Origin of the sequence: Amycolatopsis marina (assembly GCF_900111885.1) — a bacterium.
Classification (GTDB): Bacteria; Actinomycetota; Actinomycetes; order Mycobacteriales; family Pseudonocardiaceae; genus Amycolatopsis; species Amycolatopsis marina.
The window spans coordinates 31,529-50,878 of record NZ_FOKG01000016.1 but is presented as its reverse complement, the minus strand read 5'-3'; the positions used below and the strand labels follow the sequence as shown (position 1 = coordinate 50,878).

The following is a 19,350-nucleotide window of genomic DNA, read 5'->3' as shown; positions in this document are numbered from 1 at the left end:
ACCCTGTCGGCACTTCGTCCGACTGAACTCTAGCCCGTGTTCGGTCGGGTGCGGTCGACACCGGATCAGCGTTCGTTCAGCTTGAGCACGTGCAGGGCCCGCACGGTCACGACTCCACGCCACTCCTGTTCGGCCGCGGGACCGGGTGGCGTCCAGCCGAGTGGCCAGCCGCCGTCCTGCTGCTGGGCCGCGGCGAGCTCGTCCAGGTGAGCCGGGATCGCGTCGTCCGGGAACGCGCTCCTGAGTGGATCGCCGGGATGTGGCGCGAGGTCCAGTGGTGTGAGCCCGTATCCCACTCCGGGATACAGCTGCAACAGCGGCATGCGGTCGAACGAGTCCGTCACCGCCCGCACGCGCCCGTCCGCCCAGGCTCGGTCGGGCCAGGCTGTCAGGAAACGCAGGACCCCGGTCGCGCTGTGGGCGTCGAGCGGGCGTTCGGGGGTCAGCGCGTCGATCTCCCGCCGGCAGAAGGACGCGGCTTCGGTCAACCACCGGGACTCGAACCCGAGGTCGAGCAGCCGCGCCGTGATCCCCGCTGTCGGGTTGAGCGCGGGCGGGAACACGCCGTCACCCCAGTGCGCCGCCCGGGGATGGGCCGCGACGGACGGCAGCACGATCGGCAACCCGCCGTCGACGGCGACCGAGGCGAGGTAAGGCAGGAGCGGCTCGGCGAGGTCACGGGCGCCCGCGAGCACCCTGGTGTCCCTGCCCACAGGGGACCGCAGCACCAGATCGAGTATCTCGAGGGCGAAGTCGGCCGCGAGCGGCTGGCTGTCCGGGCAGCGCACGTCCGGCTCCAGTGCCCAGCCGAACCCGCCATCGGGATTGCGGTACGCCGCCAGCGTCTCGAGAACCGCGCAGGCGTCGTCGATGCCGCCGTCGTCGAGCAGGAGGCGGGCCAGCCTGCGCTCGGGCAACCGGGCCGAGGTGTCCAGAAAGGTACGAGCACGAGTATGACTGTCTACAATGGAAGTATCGGGCATGGGGCGAGCCTACGACCGGCTTGCGGATCTGTCGTGAACGGAACGGTCATCGAGCACGAAGTACTCGCTCGCGGTCTGTCCCGTGAGGTCCCGGCAGTCCCGGCTGAGATGGGCCTGGTCCGCGTAACCCGCCTCCGTGGCGAGCGTGCTCAGCCCCGCCACGCGCGGCGCCACCGCGAGCGCGCGCTGTAGCCGGGCGACCCGGAGATACGTCGCGGGGCCGTAGCCGACCGCCTCGGTGAACTTCCGGCGCAGCTGGCGCGGCCCCAGATCGAGATCGTGCACGGCGTCACCGACGCGGGAGACACCGGCGTTCAGCCGCGCGAGCAGGACCTCCAGCCACGGGTCGCGTCGACGGCCCGCGTCGCCGCCTGCACGGTGCAGCGCGTTCAGTGCCACGGCAGGCAGGGCGCGAGGAGTGTCGAGGAGCCGGTCCGCGACGTCGCGGCCACGACGGCCCCACAACTCGTCCAGCGGTATCCGCCGGTCGCGCAGGTCGCTCGCCGGTGTCCCCAGCACGCTGGGTGCGCGACCGGGGCGAAACCGCACACCGAGCAGTTCGGTGCCGGTCTCCAGCGTGCTGCGCCACGCCGAGGTGTCCGGGCCCGCGACGAACACCTCGTCGCCAGCCACGATCAGGTCCGCGCAGCCGTCGGGCACGATGGGGAAACTGCCCCGGATGCGCGCGGACCATAGACATCGCACCACCTCCCGCAGGGGCGGTGGCGGCGGGAACTCGCGGTACATGGACCCATGGTGCCCTGCCCCACCGACAGTGCGAGGGGCGCGCCGGCGCCGGGGTCGCGAGATCGGCGGGAATCGCCTGCTGCGCCCACAATCAGGTCATGCGTTGTCTGGTCACCGGTGCGACCGGTTACATCGGCGGGCGGCTCGTGCCGCACCTGCTCGAGCGGGGGCACACCGTACGCTGCCTGGCCCGTGACCCGGCGAAGCTGCGGGATGTGCCGTGGGCGGGGCGGGTGGAGACCGTTCGTGGCGACGTGCTCGACGAGGACGGCCTGCGCGCGGCGATGCGTGACGTCGACGTCGTCTACTACCTCGTGCACTCGTTGCAGGCGCGGCGGTTCGCGGGGGTCGACCGCCGCGCCGCGCTGATCACGGCGCAGGCCGCGCGGGAGGCGGGCGTGCGCAGGATCGTCTACCTCGGCGGGCTGCGGCCGGACGGCGAGGAGTTGTCCGATCACCTGGCCTCCCGCACCGAGGTCGGCGAGATCTTCCTGCGTTCGGGGGTGCCGGCCGCGGTGCTGCGGGCCGCGGTGATCCTCGGCTCGGGGTCGGCCAGCTTCGAGATGCTGCGGTACCTGACCGAACGGCTGCCGGTGATGGTGGTGCCGAAGTGGGCGCACAACCGCGTCCAGCCCATCGCGGTGCGCGACGTGCTGCGGTATCTCGCCGAATCGGCGGACCTGCCGGAGGAGGTCAACCGGACGTTCGACATCGGCGGACCCGACGTGTTGACCTACCTCGACATGATGCGCAGGTACGCGGCCGTCGCCGGGCTGCCGAGGCGCGCGATGCTGCCGGTTCCGGTGCTGACGCCGCGGTTGTCCTCGCACTGGGTGAACCTGGTGACCCCGGTGCCGAAGGCGATCGCGAGGCCGTTGATCGACTCGCTGGTGCACGAGATGGTCTGCGGCGAGCGCGACATCGAGAAGTACGTCCCCGACCCCGACGGTGGTCTGCTGCGCTACGACGCCGCGGTGCGGTACGCCCTCGCGAAGGTGCGTGACGCGCAGGTGGAGACGCGCTGGTCCAACGCCACCCAGGCGGACGCGCCCGCCGATCCGTTGCCGACCGACCCCGAGTGGTCGGGCGGGTCCAGCTACACCGACGTGCGCACGGCGGACTGCGCTGCGAGTGCCGACGATCTCTGGCGGGTGATCGAGGGCGTCGGCGGGACCAACGGCTGGTACTCCTTTCCGCTGGCCTGGGCGGTGCGCGGTTGGCTGGACCGGTTGTCCGGCGGTGTCGGGTTGCGCAGGGGGCGCCGCGACCAGGAACGGCTGAACCTCGGCGACGCGGTCGACTTCTGGCGGGTCGAGCAGATCGACAGGGGCAGCCTGCTGCTTCTCCGGGCGGAGATGAAGGTGCCCGGTGGCGCCTGGCTGGAGTTGCGCGCCGAACCGGCAGCGGACGGAACTTCCCGGTACCACCAGCGGGCGGTGTTCCTGCCGAAGGGACTCGCGGGCCACGTGTACTGGCACGCGATCGCGCCGTTCCACGGCATCGTGTTCGGCGGGATGGCACGCAACATCGTCGAAGCCGCCGCCCAGCCGCAGACGCGGCCGTAGCGCCCGTTCGCTACCGCTCAGTCCGCCAGGTGCGCGGTGTCGTTGAACCGGCGCACGATCCACACCCCGTCGGCCACCACGACCTCGGACACCGAGCCGTTGTCCGCGCCGACGAACGCGAACGGCTGCGAACCCGTGGCGAGGGCGAGGACCTGGCCGATCACACCGCCGTGGGTGAAGACGGCGAGCCGTTGTCCGGGGTGGGTGTCGGCAAGATGCTGCACTCCGGCCCGCACGCGCTCGGCGAAGGCGTTGGCCTCCTCCGCGCCGGGGATCAGGTCCCAGCGCTGCTCGGCGCGGACGCGCCGGGCGATCGGATGGTTCTCGGCCACGTGTTTGCGGAAGAGACCGCCTTCCCACTCGCCGAGGTGGACCTCCCGCAGGTTGGCCTCGACCTGGGGAACGAGGCCGAGCCTGCGGGCGAGCGGCTCGGCGGTCTGCACCGTCCTGCGCAACGTGGTGACGTAGAGCGCGTCGACGTGTTCGGCGGCGAGGCGTGCGCCGACCCGCTCGGCCTGCTGCCTGCCCTGTGGCGCCAGATCCGGATCGCCCTGACCCTCGACCAGCGGGAAGGGGGCGCTCGCCCGGGCAGGGGCGGATTCACCGTGCCGGACCAGCAGGAACTCGGTGGCGCCAGCGGGAGGGCGGAACCGGGACTGCCGGTACTCGACCTCAGCGGAGGGGGACGGGCTTTCCGAGGCGGCGGGCACAGGTATCCGGTCAGGCACAGTCACCCGGTCAGGATATCCGTGACCGTGGGGCACGATCAGTGCCGTGAAGGACGCTTCGATCGTGCCAGGGCCGATGTTGATCGCGGTGCTGTGCCTGCTGCTCCTGCTCGCGGCCGTCGTGGTGTGGCGGGGTGCGCTGGGTTCGGGATCCGCCGTGCTCGTGGCGGGAGCGCGCGCGGCCGTGCAGCTCGCGGCGGTGTCGCTGGTGATCGCGGCGATCCTGCGGTCAGGCTGGTGGACGGCGGGATTCGTGCTACTGATGTTCTCCGTCGCGGCGGGCACCTCCGCGCGCAGGATCGGCGCACCGCGCGATGTGCTCTGGGTGGCGGCCACCATCGGCGCGGGCGTCCTGCCCGTGCTGACGCTGGTTCTGGTCAGTGGCGCGGTGCCACTGCGGCCGATCGCCGTCGTGCCGATCGCGGGGATCGTCATCGGCGGGGCCATGTCGGCGACCTCGCAGGCCGCCCGCAGGGCCGTGGACGATCTGCGCAACCGCTACGGCGAGTACGAGGCCGCTCTCGCGCTTGGCCTGCGGCAACGGCCAGCGGCACTGGAGATCTGCCGTCCCGCGGCAGGGCACGCGCTGATTTCGGCCCTGGACCAGACGCGGACGGTCGGCCTGGTCACCCTGCCGGGCGCCTTCGTCGGGATGTTGCTCGGCGGGGCGAGTCCGGTGCAGGCGGGTGTCACCCAGCTGCTCGTGCTGATCGGGCTGCTGGCCGCGGAGTCCGTCTCGGTGCTGGTGGCGGTGCACCTGGTCGCCGCTCGCCGCGTGCACGGTGAATGGCGTCCCGCGCACTGACGTGGCCGTGGCGGCACGGGAATCTGCTGGACGTGCCGACGGAAGATTGACCACAGTGAGAGCGTGCATGACGAAACCTGGCTGGGACCCCGCATCGACGTCCGCCCACTCCTGCCCGAGGTGCACACCGCGCTGCTCGCGCTGCTTCGCGAGCTGACGGCCGGGGACTGGCTCCGTGCGACGGTCTGCCCCGGCTGGGCCGTGCAGGACGTCGCGGCCCACGTGCTGGCCGATCACATCGGCAGGCTGTCCATTCACCGCGACGACTTCCAGTCGCTGGCGCCGCGCGTCGACGAGGCGTTTCCCGCGTTCATCCACCGCATCAACGACGAGTGGGTAACAGCGGCCCGCAGGATCAGTCCACCCCTGCTGATCGATCTGCTGTCCGTCACCGGCGAGCAGATGATCGACCACTGGAACGCCTCCGACATGTCGGCGCTCGCGTGGCCGGTCAGCTGGGCCGGACCGGATCCCGCCCCGGTCTGGCTCGACGCGGCCAGGGACTTCTCGGAGTACTGGACGCACTATCAGCAGATCAGCGAGGCCGTCCACCGGCAGGGGCTTACGCAAGCCAAGTTCCTCGCGCCCGTACTCGACACGTTCTTGCGTGCACTGCCCCACACCCTGCGCGACGTCGAGGCGGCTGCGGGGTCGGCCGTGGAGTTCACGGTGACAGGTCGCGCAGGCGGCACGTGGACCTGTACCCGAACCGAGCACGGATGGGCGCTACGCACCCGCCCACAGCCACAACCGACCGCCACCGTCAGCCTGGACGCCGACACGACGTGGCGACTCTGCACCCGCGGCGTCACCCCGGCGCAGGCGAGAGCGCATGCGATCGTGCACGGCGACGAGAGGCTGGCTGACGCCGCGCTCGACATCGTATCGATCATCTACTGAGGACACTCGGACGCAGCGTCGCGGGCCCCGTCAGGTGCTGGCGATGAGCGGCTCGACGGCGAGTTCGGGATGCAGCCTGCGCATGACGCCGAGCGCGGTCTGGTCGGTGAAGAGTGCGAGCAGTGCGCCGTCGCCCCGCTGCAGCACCTCGCCTCGTCGGCTGGAGTCGATCAGGTTCCGCTGGGCGGGATCGGTAAGCCTGCGCACGATCGAGTAGGGCATTCGGTCGAGAGCGACCGCCGTGCCGAACTCCGCCTCGAGACGGTGAGTGGCGACCTCGAACTGCATGGGGCCGACCGCGGCGAACACCGGGGTGGCGTCGCCCCTGCGGTCCGAACGCAGAATCTGCACCACACCCTCGGACTCGAGCTGGTCCACGCCCTTACGGAACTGCTTGGCACGGCTGAGATCCTTCGGCCGGGCGATCGCGAAGTGCGCAGGCGCGAAGCTGGGGAGGCCGGGGAACTTCACGGCCGGTTTGCCATCGTAGAGCGTGTCGCCCACACGCAGCGCCGTGGCGTTGACGAGGCCGATGACGTCGCCGGGAAACGCCTCGTCCACAGTGGATCGCTCCTGGCCGAAAACCTGCTGGACGTACTTCGTGGCGAACGGGCGGCCGGTGGTCGCGTTGGTCACCGTCATTCCCCGCTCGAACTTGCCGGAGCAGACGCGGGCGAAGGCGACCTGATCCCGGTGCGCACGGTCCATTCCGGTCTGCACCTTGAAGACGAACGCCGAGAACGGGCTGTCCAGCTCCCGGGTGTCGCCGTTCACGTCGGCGCGGGGCGTGGGCCGTGGCGCGAGTTCCACCAGCAGGTCCAGCAGATGCCGGACGCCGAAGTTGAGCATGGCGGAGCCGAACAGCACGGGCGTCGCCGAGGCGTCGATGAAGCGGTCGTGGTCGAACTCGCCGCCGCTGGCGGCCAGTAGCTCGTGCTCCTCCTTCGCCGCGATCCAGTCCGTACCTTCCTCGTTCTTCGCGCGGTCGGCGTCCATCCGGTGTTCGGGAGCCACGGTGGCGCCGCCCGCGGTGCGGTCGTAGCGCACCATCTCGCCGGTACGCGCGTCCAGGACGCCGCGGAAGTGGCCCGCGACACCCACCGGCCAGGTCAGTGGCATCGGCTGGAGGTTGATCCGCTCGGTCAGCTCGTCACAGAGGTCCAGTGCCTCCCGGCCGGGCCGGTCCCACTTGTTGATGAAGGTGATCACCGGTATGCCCCGGTAACGGCAGACGTCGAAGAGCTTCAACGTCTGCGGCTCGAGGCCCTTGGCCGCGTCGAGGAGCATGACCGCCGAGTCGACGGCGGCCAGCACCCGGTAGGTGTCCTCGGAGAAGTCCGCGTGGCCCGGGGTGTCCAGCAGGTTGATGACGGTGTCGCCGTAGCCGAACTGCAGGGTGGCCGAGGTGATGGAGATACCGCGGGCGCGTTCCATCTCCAGCCAGTCGGAGGTCACCCCGCGGCGGTTGCCCTTGCCGTGCACCGCGCCTGCCGAGGTGAGGACCTGCGCGTGCAGGGCCAGCGCTTCGGTGAGCGTCGACTTGCCCGCGTCGGGGTGACTGATCACCGCGAAGGTGCGCCGCCTGCCCGCCTCGTCCACGACGTCGTGCGTGGACACGGTGGGACCGCTCGGCGTCATCTTTCGGCTCCTTCGGGGCTTGCCTGCCCCGCTGTTCGAGGCGCTTTCGCATGTCACCGTAGTGTGCTCGGCACCGTCGCCGTGTGGTGGCCATGGTTGTGGCACGGTGGACGTGGGGAAAGGAGCGACGGGCGTGGGGCAGCACATGCAGATCGGCGAGGTCGCCGAGCGCACCGGCCTTTCGCTGCGCACGATCAGGTACTACGAGGAGGTCGGACTCGTGGTGCCGAGCGCGCGCAGCCAGGGCGGATTCCGGTTGTACACCGAACCCGACGTCGACCGGCTCGATCTGGTCAAGCGGATGAAGCCACTCGGATTCCAGCTCGACGAGATGGGGGAACTGCTTGCCGTGCTCGACCCCGCCGCGCAGAACGAAGACGGGGCCACGATCTCGCAGGGGCGGCTGCGTGAGTTCGCCGAGACCGCCGACCAGCGCTGCGCGGAGTTGCGGGCGAAGCTCAGCAATGCCGAGCAGTTCGCCGAAATCCTGCGGGCCAGGCTCTCCGCCTCCCCCCAGCAGTGACGGTCCCGGCCGGATTGACGTGTGTCGGCACCGTGCTATATTAAACCTGTCGGTTAATTAGCTAGGTGGTTGACTGAAATGGCGACTGATCAACTCAGCAGCACGTTCGCGGCATTGGCAGATCCCACGCGCCGCGCGATCCTCGCACGGCTGGCGACCGGCGAGGCGACGGTGACCGAGCTGGCCGAACCGTTCACGATGAGCCTGCCCGCGATCTCGAAGCACCTGAAGGTGCTGGAACGGGCAGGGTTGATCGCGCGGGGCCGAGACGCGCAGTGGCGGCCGTGCAGGCTGGAGGCGGGCCCGATGGCGGGTGCGGCGGACTGGCTGGAGAGCTACCGGCGCTTCTGGGGAGACGGGTTCGAGCGCCTGGACGACCACCTGCGGGAGATGCAGAAGGGGACGTAGCGATGGTGGGCGATGTCGATCCGGACCGGATCCTGACGATCGAGCGGGTGTTCGCGGCGCCCAGGGACCTGGTGTTCCGGGCGTGGACCGATCCGGGCCAGCTGGCCCGGTGGTGGGGGCCCAAGGGCTTCACGGCTCCCTCCGTTACGGCGAACGTGACCGAGGGCGGCCGGTGGCGGACGTGTATCCGGTCGGCGGCGGACGGCGTCGAGTACTGGGCGCAGGGGGTGTATCGGGAGATCGTCGAGCCGGAACGGTTGAAATTCACGTTCGCCTGGGACGCCGACGACGGCACCCCCGGAAACGAGACCCTGATAACCGTCACCTTCACCGAACAGGACGACAACACCCTCATGGACTTCCGCCAGGAAGGTCTCCTGTCCGCCGAGGACCGCGACTCGCACCACGGCGGCTGGTCGGAGTGCTTCGACGACCTGACCGCCCACCTGTCCCGGGAGCGCTGACCCGCGAGTCCGCGATCCGTGCACCGAGTTGGCACTTCCGCGGCCCGAATTGGCAGTTCCGGCGGCCGAATTGGCAGTTCCGGACGATTCGATCTCCGGCACGAGTGCCCCGTTTTCCTCATTCCGGTACGGCAATTCCGCAAAACCGTTCGACGGTGTCGGAAAGGAAAGTGGCTTTACATTTCGAGATCGTTTCACCCGCCGCGAGGCGGCCGGAGCAGGCCCAGTAAGTTGCTTGTCATGCCCAGTGATTTCGCATTGAAGACCATGAACTCAGTCCATCGCGGGTTGCTGAAGCTCACGCGTGGCAGGGCGGGCTGGAAGTTCGCGAACATGCCCGTGCTGGAACTGACCACCACGGGCCGCAAGACCGGACGTCCGCGCTCGGTGATGCTGACCTCTCCGGTGCGCGAAGGTGACGCACTCGTGGTCGTCGCATCCCGTGGCGGGGATGACCAGCATCCAGCGTGGTTCCTCAACCTCAGGGACAACCCCGACGTCGAGGTGGCGGTGCAGGGCGGCTCCGCGCAGCGGATGAAGGCCAGGGTCGCGACAGCGGAGGAGCGCGAACGCCTGTGGCCGCGGATCACCGCCGACTACAAGAACTACGCCGACTACCAGACCAAGACCAGCCGGGAGATCCCGCTGGTGCTGCTCGAACCGGCTTCCTGACGACCCAGACAGCGCCACCTCGACCGCGCTGTCGACGACGCGGACGAATACCGGCCGTAGTGGGTTCCGGGCGCGGTGACACCGTCCCGGAACTGCCAACTCGGACGCTGAACTGCCAACTCGGGCACTGAATCTGCCAAGTCGGGTTACCAGCCGCGCTCGCGCCACTCGGCGAGCTTCGGACGTTCCGCGCCGAGCGTGGAATCGTCCCCGTGTCCGGGGTAGAACCAGGTGTCGTCCGGGAGTTCACCGAAGATCCGCTGCTCGACGTCGTCGATGAGGGTGGCGAAGTCCTCCGGGCTGTTCGTCTTGCCCACTCCGCCCGGGAACAGGGAGTCGCCGGTGAACAGGTGCGGGTGCCCGTTCGGGTCGCGATAGAGGAGTGCGATCGAGCCGGGGGTGTGCCCGCGCAGGTGGATCACGTCCAGGGTGACATCCCCCACCGTGAGAGTGTCGCCCTGCTCGACCAGGTGATCCGGTGGGATCGGCAGCGGCTCGGCGTCCGCCGGGTGCGCAGCGGTGTACGACCCGTTCGCGCCCGCGACCGCGCCCAGCGCCTGCCAGTGGTCGGGGTGCTGATGTGTCGTCACGACCAGCCGGAGCGCGGGGCGGTCCGGCCCGTGCCCGATCAGGTCGGAAATCCGCTCCGGGTCCGCGGCCGCGTCGATCAGCAGCGCCTCGTTGCTCGTGCGGCAGGTCAGCAGGTATGCGTTGTTGTCCATCGGGCCGACCGACAGCTTGGTGATCGTCAGCGCGCCGAGTGTGCGCCGCGCGGCGTCCCCGCCGGGCTCGACATGACCGGTGTACTCCTCTGAGACGTTCACGCCGCCCAGGTTAGTCAGCCCTCAGCTGCGAGCGTGAGCCGCCGCACCCGTTCGCCATCCGCCGCGTGTGCCACGTACTCTCGTAGGTGCCGCTGAATGTACTGGGATGTACTGGGTGAGCAGGCCCTACGGCCCCACCGCGATCCGGCGCTCGCGTTTTTGTCGGTGGTCGGTCCTAGCATCTCGGCTGCCGACATGTCGGCGCTCCAAGAACCAGTGAAGGGACCTTCGGGTGGCTGATCGCCTCGTAGTTCGCGGCGCCCGCGAACACAACCTCCGCGGGGTCGACATCGACCTGCCGCGCGACAGCATGATCGTGTTCACCGGACTCTCGGGTTCGGGAAAGTCGAGTCTGGCCTTCGACACGATCTTCGCGGAGGGGCAGCGTCGCTACGTGGAGTCGCTCTCCGCGTACGCTCGGCAGTTCCTCGGGCAGATGGACAAGCCCGACGTCGACTTCATCGAGGGGCTCTCGCCCGCGGTGTCGATCGACCAGAAGTCCACCTCGCGCAACCCGCGCTCGACGGTGGGCACCATCACCGAGGTCTATGACTACCTCCGCCTGCTCTACGCGCGCGCGGGCAAGGCCCACTGCCCGAAGTGCGGGGAGCGGATCAGCAAACAGACGCCGCAGCAGATCGTCGACCAGGTGCTCGACATGGAGCAGGGCACGCGGTTCCAGGTTCTCGCGCCGGTCATTCGCGGACGCAAGGGCGAGTACGTCGACCTGTTCGCCAACCTCCAGCAGCAGGGGTACTCCCGCGCGGTGGTAGACGGCACCGTTCACCAGCTCACCGATCCGCCGAAGCTGAAGAAGCAGGAAAAGCACCAGATCAGCGTGGTCATCGACCGGCTTTCGGTGAAGTCGAGCTCGAAGCAGCGGCTGACCGACTCGGTGGAGACGGCACTGCGGCTGGCCGACGGCCTGGTCGAACTGGACTTCGTCGACCTGCCCGACAACGATCCACACCGCGTCCGTGGTTTCTCCGAGAACCTGGCCTGCCCGAACGGTCACGCACTGGCGATCGAGGACCTCGAACCCCGCTCCTTCTCCTTCAACTCGCCCTACGGCGCCTGTCCCGACTGCTCGGGCATCGGCATCCGCAAGGAGGTCGACCCCGAGCTGGTCGTCCCCGACGACGAGGAGACCCTCGAGGGCGGGGCCATCGCGCCGTGGTCCGGCGGGCAGAGCGCGGAGTACTTCCAGCGGCTGCTCGAGTCGTTGTCCGAAGCCATCGGGTTCCGGATGGACACCCCGTGGCGCAGGTTGCCCGCGAAGGTGCAGAAGGCCGTGCTGCACGGCGTCGACGAGCAGGTACACGTCCGCTACCGCAACCGGTACGGCCGTCAGCGCTCCTACTACGCCAACTTCGAGGGCGTGATCCCGTTCCTGGAGCGGCGCCAGGAGCAGACCGAGTCCGAGCAGATGCGCGAGCGCTACGAGGGCTACATGCGCGAGGTGCCCTGCCCGAGCTGTCAGGGCACCCGGCTGAAGCCGGAAATCCTCGCGGTCACCCTCGAGCACGAAACGAGGGGTGACCGGTCGATCGCGGAGGTCTGCGCACTCTCCATCGCCGAGGCGTCGCAGTTCCTCGACGAGCTGGTCCTCGGCAAGCGTGAGTCGATGATCGCCGGTGCCGTACTCAAGGAGATCCAGGCCCGGCTGCGTTTCCTGCTCGACGTCGGACTCGACTACCTGTCACTGGACCGGCCCGCGGGCACGCTCTCCGGCGGTGAGGCACAGCGCATCCGCCTCGCCACCCAGATCGGCTCCGGCCTCGTCGGCGTGCTGTACGTGCTCGACGAACCCTCGATCGGCCTGCACCAGCGGGACAACCACCGGCTGATCGAGACGCTCACCAGGCTGCGCAACCTCGGCAACACACTGATCGTGGTCGAGCACGACGAGGACACGATCCGGGCCAGCGACTGGGTCGTCGACATCGGTCCCGGCGCGGGCGAGCACGGCGGCAAGATCGTGCACAGCGGGCCGTTCCAGAAGCTCCTGCGCAACAAGGAGTCCCTCACCGGGGCCTACCTCTCCGGCCGCGAGGTCATCCCGCTGCCGGCGATCCGCAGGCCGGTGGACAAGAAGCGGCAGCTGACCGTGGTCGGCGCCCGCGAGCACAACCTGCGGGGGCTGGATGTCTCGTTCCCGCTCGGTTGTCTGGTCTCCGTCACCGGAGTGTCCGGTTCCGGCAAGTCCACCCTGGTCAACGACATCCTGGCCACCGTGCTGGCGAACAAGCTCAACGGCGCCCGCCAGGTGCCGGGCAGGCACACCCGCATCCGCGGTCTCGACCAGGTGGACAAGCTGGTCCGGGTGGACCAGTCGCCGATCGGCCGTACCCCGCGATCCAACCCGGCGACCTACACCGGTGTGTGGGACCACGTCCGCAAGTTGTTCGCGTCCACCACCGAGGCGAAGGTCCGGGGCTACCAGCCGGGCCGCTTCTCCTTCAACGTCAAGGGCGGACGCTGTGAGGCCTGCGCGGGTGACGGCACGATCAAGATCGAGATGAACTTCCTCCCCGATGTCTACGTTCCGTGCGAGGTCTGCAAGGGCGCCCGGTACAACCGGGAGACCCTCGAGGTGCACTACAAGGGCAAGACGGTCGCCGAGGTCCTGGACATGCCGATCGAGGAGGCAGCCGCCTTCTTCGAGCCGATCAAGGCCATCCACCGGCACCTGCAGACGCTGGTCGACGTCGGCCTCGGTTACGTGCGCCTCGGCCAGCCCGCGCCGACCCTCTCCGGGGGCGAGGCGCAGCGGGTCAAGCTCGCCAGCGAGCTGCAGAAGCGCTCCACCGGCAAGACCGTGTACGTCCTCGACGAGCCGACCACCGGCCTGCACTTCGAGGACATCCGCAAGCTGCTCGGCGTGATCAACGGCCTGGTGGACAAGGGAAACACGGTGCTTGTCATCGAGCACAACCTCGACGTGATCAAGACGTCCGACTGGATCGTCGACATGGGACCCGAGGGCGGCTCCGGCGGCGGCACGGTGGTCGCCGAGGGCACCCCGGAGGACGTCGCCGAGGTGGAGGCCAGTTACACCGGCCAGTTCCTCAAGCCGGTCCTCGGCTGAGCGGGTACGCGTACCGAGCAGATGGCTTCGCGCGACTACCGTTTCCGTTCGGTCTGGTCGGTCGAGGCGCCGGTGCCGACCGTGTTCGGTGTCCTCGTGGACCTCGGGGGTTACCCGGACTGGTGGCCGGACGTCCGGACCGTTCGGCAAATTGACGAGGACACCGCCGAAGTCAGCTGCCGGGCCACCCTGCCCTACACGATCGTGCTGCGGATGGTGCGCGTCGAGGAGAACGCCGAGGCAGGCCGGCTCAGGGTACGGCTGTCCGGTGACCTGGACGGCGAGCTCCACTGCGAGTTGAGCCGGGTGCCCGGAGGCACCCGGCTCGACATCGGGCAGGTGGTGGGGGTCCGCAAACCGCTGCTGCGTGCGCTGTCGCCGCTGGCCCGCCCGGTCCTGCGGGCGAATCACGCCCTGATGATGCGGCGCGGGCAGCGCAGCCTCCGGGCCCACCTCGCCTGACGGGCTCAGACCGGCACGGCCTCCTTCTGCCGCTCCGGTTCCGGCTCCGGGCCCGCGTCGGCTGATTCGTGCGTGTCGACCAGTGTGGCCTCGTTGAACGGGTCCCGTCCGGCGAACACCTCGCGGGCCTGGGTCCTGTCGAACTCCTTCGTCCACGAACCGATCAGCACGGTGGCCACCGCGTTTCCGGCGAAGTTGGTCAGCGCCCGAGCCTCGGACATGAACCGGTCGATGCCGAGGATGAACCCGACCCCGTCCACCAGTTCCGGGCGGTGGGACTGCAACCCGCCCGCGAGGGTCGCGATACCCGCGCCGCTGACCCCGGCCGCGCCCTTCGAAGCGATGATCATGAACACCAGCAGGGAGATCTGCTCGCCGAGCGGCAACGGGCTGCCCTGCGCCGTGGCGATGAACAGGGTCGCCATCGTCAGGTAGATGGCGGTGCCGTCCAGGTTGAACGAGTAGCCGGTCGGCACGGTGATGCCGACGACCGGCCTGCTGACCCCGAGGTGCTCCATCTTCGCGATCAGCCTCGGCAGTGCGGACTCCGAGGACGAGGTGGAGACGATCAGCAGGAACTCCCGGCCCAGGTAGCGCAGCAGGCTGAACAGATTGACACGCGCGCCGAACCACAGCACCGAACCGAGCACCACGAAGATGAACAGCAGGCAGGTCGCGTAGAACCCGAGCATGATCACCGCGAGGCTGCGCAGCGCGTCCCAGCCGGTTTCGCCGACCACGGCCGCGATCGCGCCGAACGCGCCGATCGGCGCGACCCACATGATCATGGCCAGGATGCGGAAGACCAGCCTTTGGATGTGCTCGATGCCGCGCAGGATCGGCTTGCCTGCCGCGCCCAGCTTCTGCAGTGCGAACCCGGCAAGCAACGCCACCAGCAGTGTCTGCAGCACCGATCCCGCGGTGAAGGCGGACACCATGGTCTCCGGGATGATCCCGAGGAGGAAGTCGACCGTGCCTTCCGAGCCGGTGGCCTGTTCCTGCACCTTGGCGGCGGCCGCGGGGTCGAGGTTGAGGCCCTCGCCTGGATGCAGGATGTTGCCGACGACGAGCCCGATGGTCAGCGCGAACGTCGACATGACGAGGAAGTAGCCCAGCGCCAGCAGCCCCACCTTGCCGACCTTGGCGGCCTTGGCCACCGAGCCGATACCGAGCACGATCGTGCAGAAGATGATCGGGCTGATCATCATCTTGATCAGGCTGACGAATCCGGATCCGAGCGGCTTGAGTTCGGCGGCGAAGTCGGGCGCCGCGAAACCGACGATGATGCCCAGCACCACCGCGGCGACCACCGCGATGTACAGGTAGTGCATGCGGTCGCGGGGTTTCCGTGCGGGGCCTGTCTCGGCCGCTGTCGGCGTTGTCGGTGGTGTGGGCACCGTTGCCTCCTCGAGTTGCGGACGCCGTCGTGGCGCGTGTTCGAGGTGACTATCCGCACCGATATGACCCGGGTCACGGTTGTGTTCATTGTGTAGACGAGACCGTTGCCCGTCCGACCGTTCCGGTGCGCCGTCGATGTGGTCCTATGAGGACGTGCCGAACCGGAACTGGAGCCTCGCCCGGCAACTGCTCGCGCTGCAGGCCGTGCTGCTGCTTGTCCTGGTCGGCGCCGGGGTGCTACTGGCCTACCTGGACGCGGACAGGGCCACCGAGGACCATGCGAGACAGGAGGTGACCGCCGTCGCCGCGACGGTCGCCGACTCCCCGAGCGTGCGCACCGCCCTTCGCGCCGCGGACCCGAGCGCCGAGCTCCAGCCGTTCGCCGAACGGGTGCGCGGCGACACCGGGGTCGACTTCATCACGATCATGGCGCCGGACGGGACCCGTTACACCCATCCGGATCCGGACCGGATCGGGCAGCGGTTCATCGGCAACACCGAGGCCGCGCTGCGGGGGCGCATGCTGACCGAGACCTACACGGGCACCCTCGGCCCGTCCATCCGAGCGGTGGCACCGGTGTTCGACGCCGACCGCGACCAGGTGGTGGCACTGGTCGCCGTCGGGATCACCGTCAGCGCGCTCTCGGCCGAACTCGCCGAGCGGCTACCCCCGCTGCTGATCGTCGCGGGAGCGGTGCTCGTCGTCGGGCTGCTCGGCAGCTACCTGGTCAGCGCCCGCCTGCGGCGGCAGACCAGGGGCGTCGCCCCTGCCGAACTGTCCGGAATGTTCGAGTACTACTCGGCGATCCTGCACTCCGTGCGAGAGGGACTGGTCCTCATCGGCAGGGACGGGCGAGTGGTGTTGTGCAACGACGCCGCCCGTGAGCTGCTCGACCTGGAGGCTCCCGTCCGCGATCGGCCCGTCGAGGAGCTCGGGCTGGCCCCCGGACTCGTGGACACCTTCATCTCCGCCGGGCCGAGGACGGACGAGATCCATGTGACCGGAACGCGGGTCCTCGTCGTCAACACCGCGCCGGTGCGTTCCGGTGACCGCGCGATGGGCACGGTGGTCACCCTGCGAGACCACACCGAACTACAGAGCCTCACCGGTGAGCTCGACACCATGCGCGGGTTCGCGGAGTCCCTGCGATCGCAGGCCCACGAGGCGGCCAATCGCCTGCACGCGGTGGTGTCGCTGGTGGAACTCGGGCGCATCGACAGGGCACTGGAGTTCGCCACCGCCGAGCTGGCCGCGGCGCAGCAGCTCACCGACCGGGTCGTCGGCTCGGTGTCCGAGCCGGTACTGGCCGCACTGCTGCTGGGCAAGTCGGCCGAGGCCGACGAGCGCGGCGTGGACCTCGTACTCACCGAGGACACCGCGACGCAGGACACCCAGGACAGCGGTGACGCGCAGGCGACCGGTATCGATCCGAGGGATCTGGTCACCATTCTCGGGAACTTGATCGACAATGCCGTCGACGCGGCCGTGCAGGGGGCGGGGGCGAGTCCGGGTGGCCCTCGGGTGACGGTGACGGTGCGCACCGATGCGGGCGAACTGTTCCTCAGGGTCGCCGACAGCGGTCCTGGCGTGGACGCCGAGGCCGCGACGGAGATGTTCCGCAAGGGCTGGTCGACGAAACCGGCGGGCGGGCCGATGGGCCGCGGCCTCGGGCTCGCGCTCGTGGGCCAGGCCGTCCGGCGCTACGGCGGCACGATCGACGTCGGGCAGGACGAGGGAGCCGTCTTCACCGTGCGACTTCCGGTCCCGGCACCGCGGAAGGAGAACCGATGATCAGTGTGCTCGTCGTCGAGGACGACCCGGTGGCGGCCGAGGCGCACCGGCTCTACGTGGAGCGGATCGCGGGGTTCACCGTCGCGGGTGTTGTGCACGCCGGGGGCGAGGCCGTCCGATTCTGTCTGGGAGCGGCCGGGAACCGCGGATTGCGAGGTCATGGTGACCGGGGGGACTCGGCCGACGAAGTCCCGCTATCGAGGCGGCAGGGCGTCATGCAGCAGGACTGGACAGTCGCTGGAAATCAGAGCCCTGGCGACTCGATAGCGGATCCGAGTTCTCAGGCAAGCACTGAGCGGCGCAGGGTGGATCTGATCCTGCTCGACTTCTACCTGCCGGACACCCACGGGCTCGCCGTCTGCCAGGCACTGCGCGCCGCCGGCGTCGCCGCCGACGTGATCGCGGTGACCTCGGCCCGCGACCTCGCGATGGTGCGCGCCGCGGTCTCCGCGGGCGTGGTGCAATACCTGCTCAAACCGTTCACGTTCGCCTCCCTGCGGGAGAAACTGGAGCGCTACGCCCGATTCCGGGACCAGGTCTCCGGCCCGGGTGAGGTGACCGGGCAGGCGGACGTCGACGGCATGTTCGCCGAGTTGCGCACCGCGGACCACCGCACGTTGCCCAAGGGGATGAGCGGGGAGACGCTCGATGCCGTGACCGCGGCGCTGCACGCGGCCGCCGAGGACGGACTTTCGGCCGCGGCAGCGGCGGAAACGGTGGGCGCGTCCAGGGTCACCGCCCGGCGGTACCTGGAGTACCTCGCCGACAACGGGCTGGCCCAACGCAGGCCGCACTACGGCCAGGTGGGACGGCCGGAGGTGCGCTACGTCCCGGTGACCTGAGCTGTCAGCGCTCGTCACAGATCCCGCGGCCGCCCCGGTACCCCGGGCCGGGTCTGCCAGGGATGCGGACCGTCGAGCGGGCGGTACTCGACGCCGAGCGCGTCCAGCCGGGGCAGATGGTGCTCCCGCAACCGGTGCAGGAACTCCGCGGTGTCGCGTTCTCCGTGGCTCCACACCACCTCCGCGAACGCGGCGAGGCGGGGGAACGCGGCATACTCGACCCTCCGCAGGGTGTCCAGGTGCTCGGTCCACACCTGTGCCTGCGCCCCGAGTATCCGCGCCCTGTCGGCATCGGGCAGTTCAGCGGGCACCGGTTCGTAGCGGTGGACGTCGGTGACCGTGCGCAGGAAACCGACCGGAATCGGCTCCTCGGGATGGTCGGACTGGCGGTGATCCAGGTACACCCACTGTTCGGGGCACATGACGACGTCGTGCCCGGCGTGGGCCGCGCGCACCCCGGCCTCCTCGCCACGCCAGGACGCCACCACCGCGGGCTTGGCGTGAGTGCCGCCAGCGTCGAGGATCTCGTCCCAGCCCAGTGCCCTGCGTCCGCGGGCGTGCAGGTGGGCGGCCATCCGTTCGAGGAACCAGCCGTGCAGCTCGTGCGGACCCGACAGGCCGAGCTCCGCCGCCCTCGCCCGGCTGCGGGGATCGTTCTCCCACCGCACGGTGGGCACCTCGTCCCCGCCGATGCCGATCACCTCCGAGGGGAAGATGTCCAGCACCGTGTCGAACACCGCCCTGAAGAAGTCTACTGTGGACTCCTCGGCGTTGAGGACATCCGCGCACACACCCCAGGACGTCCAGACGTCCAGCTGGTCTCCGGGACGCACACCGAGTTCGGGATAGGCGGCCAGCGCTGCCCGCACGTGGCCGGGTACGTCGATCTCGGGCACGACGGTGATTCCCCTGCGATCCGCGTGGGCGACGATCTCGCGCAGGTCGTCCACCGTGTAGAAGCCGCCGTGTGGCCTGCCGTCCCGTTCCGGACCGTCGTGCCTGCCCACCATCGACGCGGTGCGCCATGCGCCGACGCCGGTGAGCCTGGGGTAGCCGGGGATCTCGATGCGCCAGCCCTGATCGTCGGTGAGATGCAGGTGCAGCACGTTCAGCTTGTGCACCGCCAGCAGGTCGAGGAAGCGCAGGACCTCGTACTTCGGCCGGAAATGCCGGGCGACGTCGAGCAGGCACCCCCGCCAGGCGAAGCGGGGCCGGTCCTCGATCACGCCACAGGGCACCTCGGCCGTGCTCGGTCCGCCCGCTGCCCGGAACGCAGAGGGACCGATGAGTTGCCGCAGGGTCTGCCTGGCGTACCCGGCGCCACCGTCGTCCCCGGCTCGGGCGCGCACCCCCTGCGGAGTGATCTCCAGGCGGTAGCTCTCGGCGGGCAGGCTCTCGTCGATCTCGACCGGCAGGGTGTCCGCCGCGTCGAGGGGCAGGGTGAGCATGCCGGGGTGCGGTCGGCCGAACAGGGGGCGGGGGAGCAGCGAGTCGAACGCCGACATCGCCCGC

18 protein-coding genes are annotated in these 19,350 nt (G+C 69.6%); 11 read left to right on the top strand and 7 right to left on the bottom strand.

All coding sequences use genetic code 11. The features are described from left to right. Positions 1 to 65: 65 nt before the first annotated feature. Entirely contained in the window at positions 66 to 983 is a 918-nt protein-coding gene (locus BM199_RS23775; RefSeq protein WP_143101897.1) for a hypothetical protein, read from the bottom strand. Positions 984 to 992: 9 nt separating this feature from the next. After that, complete coding sequence (locus BM199_RS23770) at positions 993 to 1,730, bottom strand: DUF6597 domain-containing transcriptional factor (protein ID WP_091675580.1); 738 nt, start codon at positions 1,728 to 1,730, stop codon at positions 993 to 995. Between the two features lie 98 nt (positions 1,731 to 1,828). Between BM199_RS23770 and BM199_RS23765 the strand changes: the two genes are divergently transcribed. Continuing rightward, positions 1,829 to 3,295, top strand: a complete 1,467-nt coding sequence (locus BM199_RS23765; protein WP_091675577.1) for an SDR family oxidoreductase — start codon at positions 1,829 to 1,831, stop codon at positions 3,293 to 3,295. 17 nt (positions 3,296 to 3,312) lie between these two features. Here BM199_RS23765 and BM199_RS23760 read toward each other — a convergent pair whose 3' ends face one another. Beyond that, positions 3,313 to 4,023: a histidine phosphatase family protein gene (locus BM199_RS23760; RefSeq protein WP_245788622.1), complete on the bottom strand. Its 711-nt coding sequence runs from the start codon at positions 4,021 to 4,023 to the stop codon at positions 3,313 to 3,315. 76 nt (positions 4,024 to 4,099) lie between these two features. Between BM199_RS23760 and BM199_RS23755 the strand changes: the two genes are divergently transcribed. Then, positions 4,100 to 4,828, top strand: a complete 729-nt coding sequence (locus tag BM199_RS23755; protein WP_091675803.1) for an ABC transporter permease — start codon at positions 4,100 to 4,102, stop codon at positions 4,826 to 4,828. 63 nt (positions 4,829 to 4,891) lie between these two features. Continuing rightward, positions 4,892 to 5,728 (top strand): maleylpyruvate isomerase family mycothiol-dependent enzyme, encoded by an 837-nt coding sequence (locus BM199_RS23750; protein ID WP_218160418.1) that lies wholly within the window; start codon positions 4,892 to 4,894, stop codon positions 5,726 to 5,728. A 30-nt stretch (positions 5,729 to 5,758) separates the two neighbouring features. On the opposite strand, the gene BM199_RS23745 is transcribed toward BM199_RS23750, so the two are convergent. Continuing rightward, positions 5,759 to 7,366, bottom strand: a complete 1,608-nt coding sequence (locus BM199_RS23745) for a peptide chain release factor 3 (protein WP_091675569.1) — start codon at positions 7,364 to 7,366, stop codon at positions 5,759 to 5,761. A 145-nt stretch (positions 7,367 to 7,511) separates the two neighbouring features. Here BM199_RS23745 and BM199_RS23740 point away from each other — a divergent pair, with 145 nt between their 5' ends. The 4 genes from BM199_RS23740 (at position 7,512) to BM199_RS23725 (ending at position 9,433) form a co-directional block, all read left to right on the top strand. Continuing rightward, entirely contained in the window at positions 7,512 to 7,889 is a 378-nt protein-coding gene (locus tag BM199_RS23740; RefSeq protein ID WP_091675800.1) for a MerR family transcriptional regulator, read from the top strand. A 78-nt stretch (positions 7,890 to 7,967) separates the two neighbouring features. Next, positions 7,968 to 8,297 (top strand): ArsR/SmtB family transcription factor, encoded by a 330-nt coding sequence (locus tag BM199_RS23735; protein WP_091675567.1) that lies wholly within the window; start codon positions 7,968 to 7,970, stop codon positions 8,295 to 8,297. Positions 8,298 to 8,299: 2 nt separating this feature from the next. Continuing rightward, positions 8,300 to 8,761, top strand: coding sequence for an SRPBCC family protein (locus tag BM199_RS23730; protein ID WP_091675564.1), 462 nt, complete (start codon positions 8,300 to 8,302; stop codon positions 8,759 to 8,761). Positions 8,762 to 9,001: 240 nt separating this feature from the next. Continuing rightward, entirely contained in the window at positions 9,002 to 9,433 is a 432-nt protein-coding gene (locus BM199_RS23725; RefSeq protein ID WP_091675562.1) for a nitroreductase family deazaflavin-dependent oxidoreductase, read from the top strand. Between the two features lie 146 nt (positions 9,434 to 9,579). Here BM199_RS23725 and BM199_RS23720 read toward each other — a convergent pair whose 3' ends face one another. Further along, entirely contained in the window at positions 9,580 to 10,257 is a 678-nt protein-coding gene (locus BM199_RS23720; protein WP_091675560.1) for an MBL fold metallo-hydrolase, read from the bottom strand. Positions 10,258 to 10,489: 232 nt separating this feature from the next. Between BM199_RS23720 and uvrA the strand changes: the two genes are divergently transcribed. Together uvrA and BM199_RS23710 are read left to right on the top strand one after the other, a co-directional pair. Further along, complete coding sequence (gene uvrA / locus BM199_RS23715) at positions 10,490 to 13,345, top strand: excinuclease ABC subunit UvrA (protein WP_091675556.1); 2,856 nt, start codon at positions 10,490 to 10,492, stop codon at positions 13,343 to 13,345. A 21-nt stretch (positions 13,346 to 13,366) separates the two neighbouring features. Further along, a complete protein-coding gene (locus BM199_RS23710) occupies positions 13,367 to 13,807 on the top strand; it encodes an SRPBCC family protein (protein ID WP_091675553.1) in 441 nt (146 codons plus the stop codon). Positions 13,808 to 13,812: 5 nt separating this feature from the next. Here BM199_RS23710 and BM199_RS23705 read toward each other — a convergent pair whose 3' ends face one another. Then, a complete protein-coding gene (locus BM199_RS23705; protein WP_177242765.1) occupies positions 13,813 to 15,138 on the bottom strand; it encodes a cation:dicarboxylate symporter family transporter in 1,326 nt (441 codons plus the stop codon). Between the two features lie 202 nt (positions 15,139 to 15,340). On the opposite strand from BM199_RS23705, the gene BM199_RS23700 reads away from it, so the two are divergent. Both BM199_RS23700 and BM199_RS23690 read left to right on the top strand, forming a co-directional pair. Continuing rightward, positions 15,341 to 16,996 (top strand): ATP-binding protein, encoded by a 1,656-nt coding sequence (locus tag BM199_RS23700; protein ID WP_091675550.1) that lies wholly within the window; start codon positions 15,341 to 15,343, stop codon positions 16,994 to 16,996. Next, a complete protein-coding gene (locus tag BM199_RS23690) occupies positions 16,993 to 17,838 on the top strand; it encodes a response regulator transcription factor (RefSeq protein WP_245788600.1) in 846 nt (281 codons plus the stop codon). Before BM199_RS23700 ends, BM199_RS23690 begins: the two co-directional genes overlap by 4 nt. Before the next feature lie 14 nt (positions 17,839 to 17,852). Here the strand turns inward: BM199_RS23690 and BM199_RS23685 are convergent, their stop codons facing one another. Continuing rightward, positions 17,853 to 19,343, bottom strand: a complete 1,491-nt coding sequence (locus BM199_RS23685; protein ID WP_091675548.1) for a beta-N-acetylhexosaminidase — start codon at positions 19,341 to 19,343, stop codon at positions 17,853 to 17,855. Positions 19,344 to 19,350: the final 7 nt, after the last annotated feature.

What these genes read in the sequence shown, in the direction of transcription:
- BM199_RS23775 (WP_143101897.1), bottom strand. Translation starts at nt 983, where the DNA reads ATGCCCGATACTTCCATTGTAGACAGTCATACTCGTGCTCGTACCTTT.
- BM199_RS23770 (WP_091675580.1), bottom strand. Translation starts at nt 1,730, where the DNA reads ATGTACCGCGAGTTCCCGCCGCCACCGCCCCTGCGGGAGGTGGTGCGA.
- BM199_RS23765 (WP_091675577.1), top strand. Translation starts at nt 1,829, where the DNA reads ATGCGTTGTCTGGTCACCGGTGCGACCGGTTACATCGGCGGGCGGCTC.
- BM199_RS23755 (WP_091675803.1), top strand. Translation starts at nt 4,100, where the DNA reads ATGTTGATCGCGGTGCTGTGCCTGCTGCTCCTGCTCGCGGCCGTCGTG.
- BM199_RS23745 (WP_091675569.1), bottom strand. Translation starts at nt 7,366, where the DNA reads ATGACGCCGAGCGGTCCCACCGTGTCCACGCACGACGTCGTGGACGAG.
- BM199_RS23740 (WP_091675800.1), top strand. Translation starts at nt 7,512, where the DNA reads ATGCAGATCGGCGAGGTCGCCGAGCGCACCGGCCTTTCGCTGCGCACG.
- BM199_RS23735 (WP_091675567.1), top strand. Translation starts at nt 7,968, where the DNA reads ATGGCGACTGATCAACTCAGCAGCACGTTCGCGGCATTGGCAGATCCC.
- BM199_RS23730 (WP_091675564.1), top strand. Translation starts at nt 8,300, where the DNA reads ATGGTGGGCGATGTCGATCCGGACCGGATCCTGACGATCGAGCGGGTG.
- BM199_RS23725 (WP_091675562.1), top strand. Translation starts at nt 9,002, where the DNA reads ATGCCCAGTGATTTCGCATTGAAGACCATGAACTCAGTCCATCGCGGG.
- BM199_RS23710 (WP_091675553.1), top strand. Translation starts at nt 13,367, where the DNA reads ATGGCTTCGCGCGACTACCGTTTCCGTTCGGTCTGGTCGGTCGAGGCG.
- BM199_RS23705 (WP_177242765.1), bottom strand. Translation starts at nt 15,138, where the DNA reads ATGCACTACCTGTACATCGCGGTGGTCGCCGCGGTGGTGCTGGGCATC.
- BM199_RS23700 (WP_091675550.1), top strand. Translation starts at nt 15,341, where the DNA reads ATGTGGTCCTATGAGGACGTGCCGAACCGGAACTGGAGCCTCGCCCGG.
- BM199_RS23690 (WP_245788600.1), top strand. Translation starts at nt 16,993, where the DNA reads ATGATCAGTGTGCTCGTCGTCGAGGACGACCCGGTGGCGGCCGAGGCG.
- BM199_RS23685 (WP_091675548.1), bottom strand. Translation starts at nt 19,343, where the DNA reads ATGTCGGCGTTCGACTCGCTGCTCCCCCGCCCCCTGTTCGGCCGACCG.